The following is a 13,452-nucleotide window of genomic DNA, read 5'->3' on the forward strand; positions in this document are numbered from 1 at the left end:
CGAGTTACGCCTTCAAGCACGCGAGTTCGGCCTCTGACCACGCGAGAACTAGCCGCGCAGCTGCTCGCGGACCTCCATGAGCGCGAAGCCCAGGAGGTTCTGCCCGCGCCAGTAGTCGGGGCGGGTGGCGTTCTTGTCCTCGCGGGCGAGGCCGCTGCCCCAGACCAGGTCCATCCTGGACGCCTCGACGATCACCTTGTCGCCCGTGCCTAGCAGGAACTCGCGTTCCTCGGCGTGCTGACGGAACTTCTCGAGGTTCCCGTCGACGACGATGTCGAAGCGGTGCCGTTCCCACACCTCGGCGTCGAAACCGGAGACCTCGCGCCCGAGGATCTTGGCGGTCTTGGGATCCGGCGCCTGACGGATGTTCGCCGCCGCCTCGTGATCACCGAACAATTCCGCCTTGCTCGCCATCATGAAATGCTCGGCCGTCGGGTACCGCTCGCCGTCCACCACGAACGGCGCCAGCCACCACTGGCTCAGGCACGCCGCGTTGACCCGGCCGCTTTTGAGCGGGGTGTGGCCGTAGAAGAGCTGGTACTCGGGCTCCGCGCCACTGTGGACCAGCTCGCGCAACGCATCGAGACTCCGGACTCCGTCGACCTTGCTCACCATGGCGACCAGTGGACCACAGGCCACCGACAACCCTGTGACGCACCCACTGGACCACTCTCCGTCGTGGCCGGGGCCGGTCAGTACATTCAGCATTCGTGCAAGGGATCGAAACGGTGAGCGCCCGAACGGTCGAAGAGGCCGCCAAGCGATTGGCCGGGGTGGTGACCCGCACGCCGCTCGAACCGAACGAGCGGCTTTCGGCGCGGGTGGACGCCCGGGTCTGGCTCAAACGCGAAGACCTGCAGACCGTGCGCTCGTACAAGATCCGCGGCGCCTACAACTTCATCGTCCAGCTCGACGCGGAGCACCGGGAGCGCGGCGTCGTCTGCGCGAGCGCGGGCAACCACGCGCAGGGCGTGGCGTACGCGTGCCGCCGCCTCGGCGCGAACGGCCGCGTCTACGTCCCCGGTACGACTCCCCGCCAGAAGCGCGAGCGCATCGCGACACTGGGCGGTTCGCATATCGAGGTCATCGTCGTCGGCGAGACCTACGAAGACGCCTTCAGCGCCGCGAAGCAGGACGCGGAGAACACCGGCGCGACGCTGGTCCCCGCGTTCGACGCGCCGGAGACGGTCGCCGGTCAGGGCACGGTCGCGATGGAGGTCGTCGCGCAGCTCGGATTCGTCCCGGACGTCATGGTGGTGCCGGTCGGCGGGGGCGGCCTTCTCGCGGGGATCGCCGCGTGGGCCGCGGAACGCGCGCCGGAGATGCGGATCGTCGGGGTCGAGCCGGCGGGCGCGACCTGCATGGCGGCCGCGCTGGCGGCGGGGGAGCCGGTGCGGCTCGAGAGCGTCGACACCTTCGTGGACGGTGCGGCGGTCGCGCTGGCCGGATCGGTGACGTATCCGCTGGTCCGCGACGGCGGTGTCGAGCTCACCGACGTCGCCGAGGGGGCGATCTGCACCGAGATGCTCGCGATGTACCAGTCGGACGGCGTGATCGCCGAACCCGCGGGTGCGCTCGCGACCGCCGCGCTGGGCACGACGGTGAAGATCGACCCCGGGCAGATCGTGGTGTGCGTCGTCTCCGGCGGCAACAACGACGTCAGCCGCTACGGCGAAGTGCTCGAACGGTCGTTGATCCACGAAGGACTGAAGCACTACTTCCTGGTGGGGTTCCCGCAGGAGCCCGGGGCGCTGCGGCGGTTCCTCGACGAGGTCCTCGGACCGGACGACGACATCACGCGGTTCGAGTACGTGAAGCGCAACAGCCGGGAGACCGGCCCGGCGCTGATCGGCGTCGAACTCGCGCGGCCCGGCGACCTCGAAGGTCTGCTGCACCGCTTGGAGGTCAGCCCGCTCCAAGTGGAACGGGTGGAACCGGGCAGCCCGTTGTTCCACTTCCTGGTGTGACCTCCCGCATTTCGTCCTCTGAATGCGGTCCTTGCGCGTGCAACGACCGCATCCAGAGGACGAAACGCGGCTAGCGGAAGGCGGCCAGATGCGTCCGGGCCCAGGTCGCGAACGGTCGCGGCTCCCGTCCGGTGAGGTCCTGGACGGCACCCGTGACCTCGGAGTCGTCGAACTCGCCCTCGGCGAAGAAGCGGAAGAAGGCGTCGACGTACTTCGCCGGCATCTCCGCGCTCATCGTCACCCGCGCCTCGGCGTCCGAAAGCGGATCCAGGCGCAGCTCCCGCCCAAGCAGTTCGCTCAGGACGCGGAGCCGGTCGGCCGGCCGGAGCGAACCCGGGCCGGTGATGGCGTACGCCCGTCCTTCGTGTCCCGGCGTGGTCAGCGATTCCGCGGCGACGGCGGCGATGTCGTACGGATCGATCGTCGCCACCGGCACGTTCGCGAACGGCTCGCGCACGACGTCCCCCGCGCGAAGCTGCGCGACCCATTGCAGCGAATTCGACATGAACCCGCTCGGCCGCAGGAAGGTCCACGGCAGCTTCGAAGCGCGCACCGCCGCCTCGGCCGCCATGTGCATCCCGGCGACGGCGTTGTCCGCGTGCCCGCCGACGACCGAACGGGACGACAGCAGGGTCACCTGCTCGACACCCGCCTCCCGCATCACCGCGAGCGCGCCGGGCATGTCCTCGTAGCCGCCGAGCAGGAAGACCGCCCGGACACCGTCCAGCGCGGGTTTCAGGCTCGTCGCCTCGTTGAGATCGCCCACCACCGCTTCGACGCCGTCCGGCAACGGCCGCGGTGTGCGGACCAGCGCCCGGACGGGATGCCCGCCGCGCGCCAGGATTCCGGTCAGTTCCGAGCCGACGTTGCCGCCTGCCCCGGTCACCAAGATCATCCAGTTCTCCCCAGTGCGGTGGCCGCCGTCACACCGGCGGCCGTCGACGGCAACCCTGCCAGGGAGATCAGGACGGCTCAAGGCGCCTTCGGCACCGCCGGGTACGGGACGAAGGTGCTCGTGTTCTCGTCGACGGTGAGCTGCTTGCCGATCGTCGGGAACGCGCGCTGCGAACAGGCCGGACGTTCGCAGACTTTGCAACCCATACCGATCGGCGTCGCCGCGGCGCGGTCGTCGAGGTCGAGCCCGGTCGAGTAGATCAGCCGTTTCGCGTGCCGCAGTTCGCAGCCGAGGCCGACGGTGAACGTCTTGCCGGGGCTGCCGTAGCCGCCGATGTTGCGCGAAACCGTCCGCGCGACCCAGAAGTAGCTCTTGCCGTCGGGCAGGGTCGCGATCTGGGTGAGGATCTTGCCCGGCTGGGTGAACGCCTCGTAGATGTTCCACAGTGGACACGCGCCGCCGACGCGGGAGAAGTGGAAACCGGCCGCGGACTGGCGTTTCGACATGTTCCCCGCCCGGTCGACGCGCACGAACGAGAACGGCACGCCGCGGTTCTTCGGCCGCTGCAACGTCGAGAGCCGATGGCAGACGGTCTCGAAGCCGACGCCGAAGTGGTCGCACAACCGCTCGATGTCGTAGCGGAAGCGTTCCGCGGTGGACAGGAACGGTCCATAGGGGAGGATCAGCGCGCCCGCGAAGTAGTTCGCGAGCCCGACCCTGGCCAGCGAACGCGCGGCGGGCCCGGAGAACGCCCACGAATCGGCGAGTTCGGTGATCAGGTCGTCGTATTCGAGCAGGGCGATCTGCGAAGCCATCCGGAACGCCTGCTGCCCGACACGCAGGCTCGGCGCCAGCCGCAGCACCCGCGGCCCTGGTTCGTACCGGTGCTGTTCGCCGTTGGCCTCGTCGATGCCTTCGCTCGTGACGTCGACGCCGTAGCGCTGGATCAGCGTTTCCTTCAGCGCCGCGAGCACCTGACCACGCTGGAGCGGGATGTCGTGCGCCATGCGTTCGGCGCGTTCGTCCAGTTCGGCGACGTAGTTCTCCCGCTCGTAGAAGAAGTCGCGTACCTCCTCGTGCGGCAAGGCGGTGGCGGCGCTTCCGTGCAGGCCCAGGCCGTTTTCGGTGGTCAGCGCGGCGGTGTTCTCGACGGCGTTGCGGTAGCTGCGGTGCAGTTTGACCAGTGCCTGGGCGATCGTCGGCAGGTTCGTGGCCAGGTCGTTGAGCTCGCTGTTCGTGACGTCCACGCCGAGGACCTCGTCGAGCAGCGCTTCCTTCACGTCCGCGACCAGGCGGGCGGTGTCGTTGTTCGCGAAGAACTCGGTGTCCACTCCGAACGCTTGCGTGATGCGAAGGAGCACCGGGACGGTCAGCGGCCGCGAGTTGTGCTCGATCTGATTGAGGTAACTGGGTGAGATCTCCAGCACACGAGCCAGATCCGCCTGGCTCATCGACCGGCTTTCGCGCAGATGCCGCAGCTTCGCTCCGGCGAAGGTTTTGTCCACTGAGGCCTCTCTGTCCGCAAGGTTTCCGGGCCTGAACGATTCAGTGAACGGTCAAGCACGTGAATTTTCGCTCCGCTTGCGAACCTGCGATTCGCAACCTTTGCAAGATGCTACGGAAGCTTCGCAGAAATTGGCAAATTGGAGGCCTGGATCGGATTTCCCCAGTCATGTCAGGGTCGGATCAGGAAAGGCGATCACTCGCAAACTTCGCAACACCGGGAGAATCCGATGACTCAGCACGCGCAGCAGCTGGAGCAGGCGGCCGCCGAACTGGCCAAGCAGTGGGAGACCGACCCCCGCTGGGCGGGCGTGAAGCGGTCGTACTCCGCGGCTGACGTGGTCAAGCTGCGCGGCAGCGTGGTCGAGGAGCACACGCTCGCTCGCCGCGGCGCCGAGAAGCTGTGGGACCTCCTGCACACCGAGGACTACGTCCACTCGCTGGGCGCCCTGACCGGTAACCAGGCCGTGCAGCAGGTGCGCGCCGGCCTCAAGGCCATCTACCTGTCGGGCTGGCAGGTCGCCGCCGACGCCAACCTCTCCGGCCAGACCTACCCGGACCAGAGCCTCTACCCGGCCAACTCGGTGCCCGCCGTCGTCCGCCGCATCAACAACGCGCTGGGCCGCGCCGACCAGATCAACTGGGCCGAGGGCAACACCGACATCGACTGGTACGCCCCGATCGTCGCCGACGCCGAGGCCGGCTTCGGTGGCCCGCTCAACGCCTTCGAGCTCATGAAGGGCATGATCGCCGCCGGTGCCGCGGGTGTGCACTGGGAGGACCAGCTCGCTTCCGAGAAGAAGTGTGGTCACCTCGGCGGCAAGGTGCTGATCCCGACCAAGCAGCACGAGCGCACGCTGAACGCCGCCCGCCTCGCCGCGGACGTGCTGAACGTGCCGTCGCTGATCGTCGCCCGTACCGACGCCCAGGCCGCCACGCTGATCACCAGCGACGTCGACGAGCGTGACCGCAAGTACGTCACCGGCGAGCGCACCGCCGAGGGCTTCTACAACGTCACCAACGGCATCGACCCCTGCATCGACCGCGGTCTGGCCTACGCCGAGTACGCCGACCTGCTGTGGATGGAGACCTCCAAGCCGGACCTCGAGGTCGCCCGCCAGTTCGCCGAGGCGATCAAGGCGAAGTACCCGGACCAGATGCTGGCCTACAACTGCTCGCCGTCGTTCAACTGGAAGAAGCACCTGGACGACGCGACGATCGCGAAGTTCCAGCGCGAGCTCGGCCACATGGGCTACAAGTTCCAGTTCATCACCCTGGCCGGCTTCCACGCCCTGAACTACTCGATGTTCGACCTGGCGCACGGTTACGCCCGCGAAGGCATGACCGCCTACGTCGACCTGCAGGAGCGCGAGTTCGCTTCGGAGGAGCGCGGTTACACCGCCACGAAGCACCAGCGCGAGGTCGGCACCGGCTGGTTCGACAACGTCGCGACCGCGCTGAACCCGGAGAGCTCGACCACCGCGCTCGCCGGTTCCACCGAGGCCGAGCAGTTCTGATCCCTCGCAAGTAGGTGCCAGGTGGCGGTCTCCGGACTCCCAGCGGAGACCGCCACCTCCCATCCCCTTCAAACTCTCGCGAAGCCCAGCGGAGGCACACCATGGTTGAGAAGCTGAACTACCGGATCGACGTCTGCGGACCCGCCGGTGACCGGTTCGCCGAGATCCTCACCCCGGCCGCGCTGGACTTCGTGGCCAAACTGGACAACGCGTTCGCCGGCCGCCGCCGCGAACTGCTCGACGCGCGCCGTCTGCGCCGCGAGAAGCTGCAGTCCGGTGAGGAGCCGCTGGGCTTCCTGCCCGAGACGCACGCGATCCGCGACGACAGCAGCTGGTCGGTCGCGCCGTCCGCGCCCGGTCTCGAAGACCGTCGCGTCGAGATCACCGGCCCGACCGACCGCAAGATGACGGTCAACGCGCTCAACTCCGGCGCGAAGGTCTGGCTCGCCGACTTCGAGGACGCGACCTCGCCGACCTGGCACAACGTGATCGACGGGCAGCTCAACCTGTTCGACGCGATCCGCCGCAACATCGACTTCACCACCGAGGCCGGCAAGCGCTACACGATCGGCGACGACCCCGCGACGATCGTCGCCCGCCCCCGCGGCTGGCACCTGGTGGAGAAGCACATCCGCATCGACGGCCGCCCGGTTTCGGCGAGCCTGGTCGACTTCGGCCTTTACTTCTTCCACAACGCGCGCCAGCTGCTGGCCCGCGGCAGCGGCCCGTACTTCTACCTGCCCAAGCTCGAGAATCACCTCGAAGCGCGGCTGTGGAACGACGTCTTCCTGCTGGCGCAACGGGAACTCGGCATCCCGCGCGGCACGATCCGGGCCACCGTGCTGATCGAGACGATCACCGCCGCGTTCGAGATGGAGGAGATCCTCTACGAACTGCGCGAGCACGTCGCCGGGCTGAACGCCGGCCGCTGGGACTACATCTTCAGCGTCATCAAGAACTTCTCGTCGCACGGCGCGGACTTCGTGCTCCCGGACCGCGCGCAGGTGACGATGACCGTCCCGTTCATGCGGGCCTACACCGAACTGCTGGTGCGCACCTGCCACAAGCGCGGGGCGCACGCCATCGGCGGAATGGCCGCGTTCATCCCGAGCAAGGACCCGGAGATCAACGCGACCGCGCTGGAGAAGGTCCGCCAGGACAAGGAACGCGAGGCGAACGACGGTTTCGACGGTTCGTGGGTCGCGCACCCCGGCCTCGTCCCGGTCTGCCGCGAGGTGTTCGACAACGTCCTCGGCGGCTGGCCGAACCAGCTCGGCAAGCTCCGTGAAGACGTCGTCGTGACGGCCGAGGACCTGCTCGACGTCGCCAGCGCGGGCGGCGAGGTCACCGAAGCCGGTGTCCGTGCCAACATCAACGTCGCGCTGCGCTACATCGACGCTTGGCTGCGCGGCACCGGCGCGGCGGCGATCCACAACCTGATGGAGGACGCCGCCACCGCCGAGATCGCGCGCTGCCAGGTGTGGCAGTGGATCCGCAACGGCACGAAGCTCGAAGACGGCACCGCGCTCACCCGCGAACTCGCCGTGTCCTATTTGGACGAAGAGCTGGCGTCGGTGCGGGCCGAACTGGGCGAGGACACCCGGCTCGGCGACGCCTACGAGATCTTCACCGAGACCGCGCTGGGCGAGAAGCTGCCGAGCTTCCTCACCACCGGTGCGTACGCGCGGTACCTGACCACGCACTGATCGAGGCTCCGGCCGCCTCTACCTGACGCGGGGCGGCCGGGTTCCACACCGGTTTGGGACGGTGTGGCCCAACGGGTCCGGTGGCGGAGGCTCCCCGCCACCGGACCCGCTTCACGCGCGCGCTCTTCCGGTAGCGCTGTCGGGCGTGCGCCTCGCCGCGGGGACCCCGCTCACCCCCACACCGCAGTGGGCGGGGTCTCCGCGGCTTCAAACACGCGAGTTCCGCCTTCAATCACGCGTGATCCGGCTCCGCGCACTCACGGGACCGGACGAATCGGTCACGGACCGCGATTAGGTAGGGGTACCTAGTGATACCCCCGTTGTTTCGGCGGCGGGTCGCGCGGATGCTCGGCGCCGGGCGGGAAATCCGCCCGTTTCCCCGAGGAGCCACCATGAAGAAGCAGTTGAGAACGCTCTTGGCCGCGACCTTCGCCGTCCTCGCCGTCGCCCTCGCCGCCCCCGCGGTGTCCGCTTCGGCCGGGGTCTCGGTGCAGCCGGACTGTGTCCGGCCCTGCCACTTCTGATCTTCGCCACCTAGAGCAGCCCCGGGGGTCGTGCCCCTCGCGACCCGCGACGCTCGTGAAGGGGGATCCGGGTCCCCCGACGTCCCGGATTCCCCTTCGCCCCGCATTCAGAGGACTAAATGCGACCCGCCGCGTTTAGTCCTCTGAATGCGATCAGGGCTCGAAGGCGTTGCCCGTCGCGATCTTCGGCCGCCCCAGTTCCACCGGTTCGGCGACGCGAGCCCGCCGGTAGACGGCCACGGTCGCCTCGGCGATCCGGCCCCAGTCGAAGTCCGCGGCCAGCCGCGACTGCGCGGTCAGCGCCCGCCGGGCGGCGGCGACCTCGTCGTCCAGCACCGCCTCGACGGCGTCCCCGAGGGCGTCGACGTCGCCGGGGTTGAACGCCAGGCCGGTCTCGCCGTCGACGACGACCTCGCCGAGCCCGCCCGCGGTCGAAGCCACCAGTGGCGCCTTCGCGGCGGCGGCCTCCAGAGCGACGATCCCGAACGGTTCGTAGCGGCTGGGCAACACGACGGCGTCGGCCGCGGCCAGCACGGCGCGCAGTTCGCGGTCCGACAGGTGCCCGACGAAGTCGACCGCGCGCCGGATACGCAGTTTCCGGGCCTGGTCGACCAGTTCCTCCAGATGCCGTCCCTTGCCGGCGACGACCAGCCGCGTCCCCGGTTTGGCGCGGCGGATCCGGGGGAGCGCGGCGAGCAGATCCTGCACGCCCTTCTCCCATTCCAGCCGTCCGAAGTACAGCAGCAGCGGCGCGCCGGAGGGGCTGTAGACCTCGCGCGCGTGCGCGACCTCCTCCTCGGGCACCTGCCAGGTGCGTTCCTCGATGCCGTTGTGGATCACGGTGACCGCGTCAGCGTCGACCTCGAACAGATGCGCCACCTCGCGGCGCATGGCCTGCGAACAGGTGATCAGCGCGTCCGAGCGGTTCGCGAGCCACCACTCGACGGAGTGCACCTGCTGGTTCAGCGGATGCGAGAGCCAGCCGGAGTGCCGTCCGGCCTCGGTGGCGTGGATCGTGCCGACCAGCGGCACCCGCGCGGCCTCCGCGATCGCGATCGCGGGATGGGTGACCAGCCAGTCGTGCGCGTGCACGACGTCCGGCTGCCAGCCGCGCAGCAGGTCGGTGGCGGCGCGGACCATCGCGTGCCCCATGGCCAGCGTCCACGCGACGAGGTCCCGTTCGAAGGTCACGTGCATCGGGTCTTCGGCGACCCGGATGATCCGGACGCCCTCGACCACGCGATCGGTCCTCGGATGGGTCTCGGCGTCGGTGCCCGCCGTGTGACGGCACAGGACGACCACGTCGTGCCCCTGCCGGGCGAGATGCCGGGCCAGGGCGTGGACGTGCCGTGCGAGTCCGCCGACGACCACGGGTGGGTACTCCCACGACAACATCAGCACGCGCATGGGTGGAGGTTACTCGTGAGTCGGTCGGCGCCGGGACGGGGCGATCACCCCCGCAGGTGACGCCGATCGAGGGCGACAGCGGCGGCGATCTTTGCCACCATCGGGTCGATGACGTCTTCGGTGAACGCGGCCGGACCGGCCTTCAAGACCGTCGAACCGGTGCTCTCGACGCCGTGGTCCGCGCAGGTCGGACCCGGCAACGCGCTGCCCGAGTACCCGCGTCCGAGGCTGGTCCGCGACCGCTGGCTGAACCTCAACGGCGTCTGGGAGTACGCGGGCAGCGGCGCGCCCCGCCGCGACGGGTACGGCGAGCGGATCCTGGTGCCGTTCCCGCCGGAGTCGGCGCTCTCCGGCATCGGGCGGCGGGACGAAACCCTCTGGTATCGCAAGGTTTTCCACGTCCCGTCCGGATGGGACGGTGAGCGGGTGCTGCTCCATTTCGGCGCCGTCGACCAGTCCGCGACGGTCTGGGTGAACAACCAGGAGGTGGCCGTCCACGAAGGCGGGTACACGGCCTTCAGCGCGGACATCACCGACGTCCTGCGCCCGTCGGGATCGCAGGAACTCACCGTCCGGGCGACGGATCGGACCGACGCCGCGACGCATCCCGTCGGCAAGCAGCGGAACGACCCGAAAGGGATCTTCTACACCGCCGCCTCGGGTATCTGGCAGACCGTCTGGCTGGAGCCGGTGCCGTCCGCGCATATCCGGGATCTGCCGCTGACCCCCGATCTCGATGGGGTGACGGTTGTGCCCAAGGTCACAGGCGGCGCCCGCGTGGAGATGATCGTCAGCGAACCCGGCGGCGCGGAGGTGACACGCGTCGAAGGAGCCGTCGGGCAGCAGTTGCGCGCGAAGGTGCCTTCGCCGCGCCTGTGGACACCGGACGACCCTTATCTCTACGACCTCCGGGTCCGCTTGCTCGACGAGAGCGGCAACGTGCTCGACGTCGTCGAGTCCTACACCGGGCTCCGGACGATCGGGACGGTCGCCGACGCCCAGGGCAGGCCGCGGATCGCGCTCAACGGCCGGATCACCTTCCTCCACGGCCCGCTCGACCAGGGCTATTGGCCCGACGGGATCTACACGGCCCCCACCGACGAGGCACTGCGCTTCGATCTGGAGAAGACCAAGGAACTCGGCTTCAACTTCGTCCGCAAGCACGTCAAGGTCGAGCCGGAACGCTGGTACCACTGGGCGGACAGGCTGGGCCTGCTCGTCTGGCAGGACATGCCGTCGCTCACCGTCTCCTTCGACGGTCCACCCGGGACGGCGCCGGACCCGGTCCCGGAGGCGCGGGCGCGGTTCGAAGCCGAGCTGACCGAGATGATCGAGCAGCTGCGCGGGGTGACCTCGATCGTCGGCTGGGTGCCGTTCAACGAGGGCTGGGGAGAATTCGACACCGCGCGTATCGCGAAGCTGGTGAAGGATCTCGATCCGACCAGGCATGTCGTCGCGAACAGCGGGGTGAACTGCTGCTTCTCCCGGCCGGACACCGGCGCGGGTGACGTCCACGACGACCACACCTACGTCGGGCCGGGGAGCCCCGCGGTGAAGGACCACAGGGTGATCGTCGACGGAGAGTACGGCGGGCTCGGCCTGGTCGTCGACGGGCATCGCTGGCCGGGGGAGCCGCAGGCCTACGAGATGACGCCGACCCCGGCACAGCTGACCGAGCGCTATGCCGAGGTCAGCGGGCACCTCGAGCGGATCGTCGCCGGAACCGGCCTTTCCGGCGCGATCTACACGCAGACCACCGACGTCGAGAACGAGGTCAACGGCCTGCTCACCTACGACCGGCGGGTGGTGAAGGCGGACGCGGAGTCCGTCGCCACCCGCAATCGGGCGGTCATCGAGACGGGTCAGTCCGGCTGAGCCTCCACCGGACCGCCGGAGTCACGGACCCGGACGGGCACTCCGAGCAGCTGAGAAGGCAGCTGCCCGGAGTCGTGACCGGGGGTCATCCACACGTCGATCGTGGGTGACCCCTCGGCCTCGCCCTGTCCGACCCCGACCACTCCGGGGACGTCGTCGAGCCACCGGGACGCCGTCACGAGGGCGGCATCGACATCGGATACGTCTTCGGCCACTACGGATGCACCTTGATCCCGAGCGAGGCCTCGACCAGCGTGATCCGGTTGACCACGGTGACCGACGGCGAACCGGCGAACAGCAGGCCGACCGCGTTCTCGCTGAGGTCCGCGACGAGGCTGCCGGAGTCGCCGCCCGCGGAGAAGGCCGTGGTCAGCAACTGCTGCGCGAACCTGGCCACCTTGCCGCCGCCGTAGTTGACGTCCACCGTCGCGTTGATGTTGGTGATCCGCCCGGTCGTCCAGTTCGTGGTCCGGCCGGTCTTCTGCACGAGGGTGCCGACCGCGGGGGCGACGTTCGTGCCCTTGAGGTCGCCGACCCAGTAGATCCGCCGGTCGAGGTCGTGGAACTGGCCTTCGGCGATGGCGGCGTCGACGAAGTTCAACGGGACCGGCTGCCCTGGCTGGATGAACTTGATCGGCACGAACCGGCTGAGCCTGGCGATGACGTCCGCGGGCGCGGTGCCGCCGTCGAACGGTCCCGGCTGCAGGATCGGGTCGCCGATGGCGGCGGCGTTCGAGTTCGCCAGGACGTGGTTGTTGGACAGGATGTAGTACCTGGGCGGAATGCCGGGCAACGCGGTGGCGTCGTACACCGCGGTTCCGTAGGTGCCCGCGGTGATCTTGAAGTGACCGACGCTCACGCCGCCGAAGGCCGGGCGGAACCGTTTGGCCAGCGTGAACGGGCCGACCTGTTGCTGTGCGAGCTCTTCGGGACGGCTGAGCGACGGTGTCGACGGCTCGTCGAGCAGACCGGGCAGCCCGTTGCCCTTCGTCGCGGTGAGGCTGCGGCCGGCCTGGAGTACGCCGACCTCCTGCACGTCGGTGGGAACACCGGAGACGGTCTGCGGGATGACGTCCTGCTTGCGGAGCAGATCGCGGGGCAGCTTGGTCTCGACGAGAACCGTCAGAGCCTTCTCTTCGGTGTCCGTGCCTCCCGCCCACTTCGTACCGAGGGCGACACCCACGACGTTCTGGCGGGCGAAAAGACTTTCTTCCTCGGATGCCTGTACTTCGGCCAGTGACTGGAATTCCTTCGGGATCATGTTGCTTTCGATCATGTCGGCCACACTTTTCTGGTTGTCGGCGTTGACGAAGTGCGGGACTCCCGACGAAAGAGTCTTCCCCTTCTGCGACTGGTGGCGCCATAGTGCAATCGGGTACGGCGCTTCACGCTGAGACGTCAGGATTTCCCTTGTGTGGCAAGGGTTTGTGATCGCTCAACCGGACATCGTCCCGGTGCCGCGGCCGTTGAGGGACTTTGGTCACCGATTCGCCGGAAAAGGAAACGGGCGGGCTCGCCGGATCACTCCGGCGGGCCCGCCCGTTCGTGAAAAGCGGTGATCAGCCGATCGCGGCGTCGATCGCCTTGGTGATCGTCTCGTCTTCGGGTTCGGTACGCGGGCGGAATCGGCCCACCACTTCACCGGAAGGGGCGACGAGGAACTTCTCGAAGTTCCACTGGACGTCGCCGGCGGCGCCCTCCGCGTCGGCCGCCTTGGTCAGTTCGGCGTAGAGCGGGTGACGGCTTTCCCCGTTGACATCCAGCTTTTCGAACAGCGGGAACGAAACGCCGTACGTCGTCGAGCAGAAGGTCTGGATCTCCTCCGCGGTGCCCGGCTCCTGGCCCGCGAACTGGTTGCACGGGAACCCGACGACGGAGAAACCCTTGTCCGCGTAGCGTTCCTGGAGCTTTTCCAGCCCGGTGTACTGCGGCGTCAGCCCGCATTTCGACGCCACGTTCACCACCAGCAGCGTCTTGCCTTCGAGCGCGCCGAGCGTCGTGTCCTCGCCCGCGAGCGTCTTCAGCGGGATGTCGTGGATCCCCATGGTGCCCCTTTCG

At 68.7% G+C, this 13,452-nt stretch carries 12 protein-coding genes; 5 read left to right on the plus strand and 7 right to left on the minus strand.

All coding sequences use genetic code 11. The features are described 5' to 3' along the window. Positions 1-48: 48 nt before the first annotated feature. The gene (locus DMC64_RS19570; protein WP_199755022.1) at positions 49-615 is read right to left on the minus strand and encodes an NADAR family protein; all 567 of its coding nucleotides are present in this window, start codon (positions 613-615) and stop codon (positions 49-51) included. Between the two features lie 95 nt (positions 616-710). Between DMC64_RS19570 and ilvA the strand changes: the two genes are divergently transcribed. Further along, positions 711-1,967, plus strand: coding sequence for a threonine ammonia-lyase IlvA (gene ilvA / locus DMC64_RS19575; RefSeq protein WP_125734661.1), 1,257 nt, complete (start codon positions 711-713; stop codon positions 1,965-1,967). Between the two features lie 70 nt (positions 1,968-2,037). Here the strand turns inward: ilvA and DMC64_RS19580 are convergent, their stop codons facing one another. Both DMC64_RS19580 and DMC64_RS19585 read right to left on the minus strand, forming a co-directional pair. Further along, positions 2,038-2,862, minus strand: a complete 825-nt coding sequence (locus DMC64_RS19580; RefSeq protein ID WP_125734662.1) for an NAD(P)H-binding protein — start codon at positions 2,860-2,862, stop codon at positions 2,038-2,040. A gap of 77 nt (positions 2,863-2,939) precedes the next feature. Continuing rightward, positions 2,940-4,367: a short-chain fatty acyl-CoA regulator family protein gene (locus DMC64_RS19585; protein ID WP_037341856.1), complete on the minus strand. Its 1,428-nt coding sequence runs from the start codon at positions 4,365-4,367 to the stop codon at positions 2,940-2,942. Positions 4,368-4,595: 228 nt separating this feature from the next. Between DMC64_RS19585 and aceA the strand changes: the two genes are divergently transcribed. From aceA to DMC64_RS43510, 3 genes are all read left to right on the plus strand, one after another. Next, entirely contained in the window at positions 4,596-5,882 is a 1,287-nt protein-coding gene (gene aceA / locus DMC64_RS19590; RefSeq protein ID WP_037341857.1) for an isocitrate lyase, read from the plus strand. A 101-nt stretch (positions 5,883-5,983) separates the two neighbouring features. Continuing rightward, the gene (aceB, locus tag DMC64_RS19595; RefSeq protein ID WP_073848129.1) at positions 5,984-7,588 is read left to right on the plus strand and encodes a malate synthase A; all 1,605 of its coding nucleotides are present in this window, start codon (positions 5,984-5,986) and stop codon (positions 7,586-7,588) included. A 392-nt stretch (positions 7,589-7,980) separates the two neighbouring features. Further along, the gene (locus DMC64_RS43510; protein ID WP_255431241.1) at positions 7,981-8,112 is read left to right on the plus strand and encodes a hypothetical protein; all 132 of its coding nucleotides are present in this window, start codon (positions 7,981-7,983) and stop codon (positions 8,110-8,112) included. A 153-nt stretch (positions 8,113-8,265) separates the two neighbouring features. Here DMC64_RS43510 and DMC64_RS19600 read toward each other — a convergent pair whose 3' ends face one another. After that, positions 8,266-9,519: a glycosyltransferase family 4 protein gene (locus tag DMC64_RS19600; protein ID WP_125734663.1), complete on the minus strand. Its 1,254-nt coding sequence runs from the start codon at positions 9,517-9,519 to the stop codon at positions 8,266-8,268. Between the two features lie 108 nt (positions 9,520-9,627). Between DMC64_RS19600 and DMC64_RS19605 the strand changes: the two genes are divergently transcribed. Beyond that, positions 9,628-11,394, plus strand: a complete 1,767-nt coding sequence (locus tag DMC64_RS19605; protein ID WP_125734664.1) for a glycoside hydrolase family 2 protein — start codon at positions 9,628-9,630, stop codon at positions 11,392-11,394. On the opposite strand, the gene DMC64_RS19610 is transcribed toward DMC64_RS19605, so the two are convergent. From DMC64_RS19610 to DMC64_RS19620, 3 genes are all read right to left on the minus strand, one after another. Then, a complete protein-coding gene (locus DMC64_RS19610; protein WP_037341868.1) occupies positions 11,382-11,609 on the minus strand; it encodes a hypothetical protein in 228 nt (75 codons plus the stop codon). The genes DMC64_RS19605 and DMC64_RS19610 overlap by 13 nt on opposite strands. Further along, complete coding sequence (locus DMC64_RS19615; protein ID WP_125734665.1) at positions 11,609-12,670, minus strand: serine protease; 1,062 nt, start codon at positions 12,668-12,670, stop codon at positions 11,609-11,611. The genes DMC64_RS19610 and DMC64_RS19615 overlap by 1 nt, the downstream gene beginning before the upstream one ends. Before the next feature lie 283 nt (positions 12,671-12,953). Further along, positions 12,954-13,439: a glutathione peroxidase gene (locus tag DMC64_RS19620; RefSeq protein WP_016336571.1), complete on the minus strand. Its 486-nt coding sequence runs from the start codon at positions 13,437-13,439 to the stop codon at positions 12,954-12,956. Positions 13,440-13,452: the final 13 nt, after the last annotated feature.

The sequence above is a fragment of the Amycolatopsis sp. WAC 04197 genome (genome assembly GCF_003947475.1).
Taxonomy (GTDB): Bacteria; Actinomycetota; Actinomycetes; order Mycobacteriales; family Pseudonocardiaceae; genus Amycolatopsis; species Amycolatopsis japonica.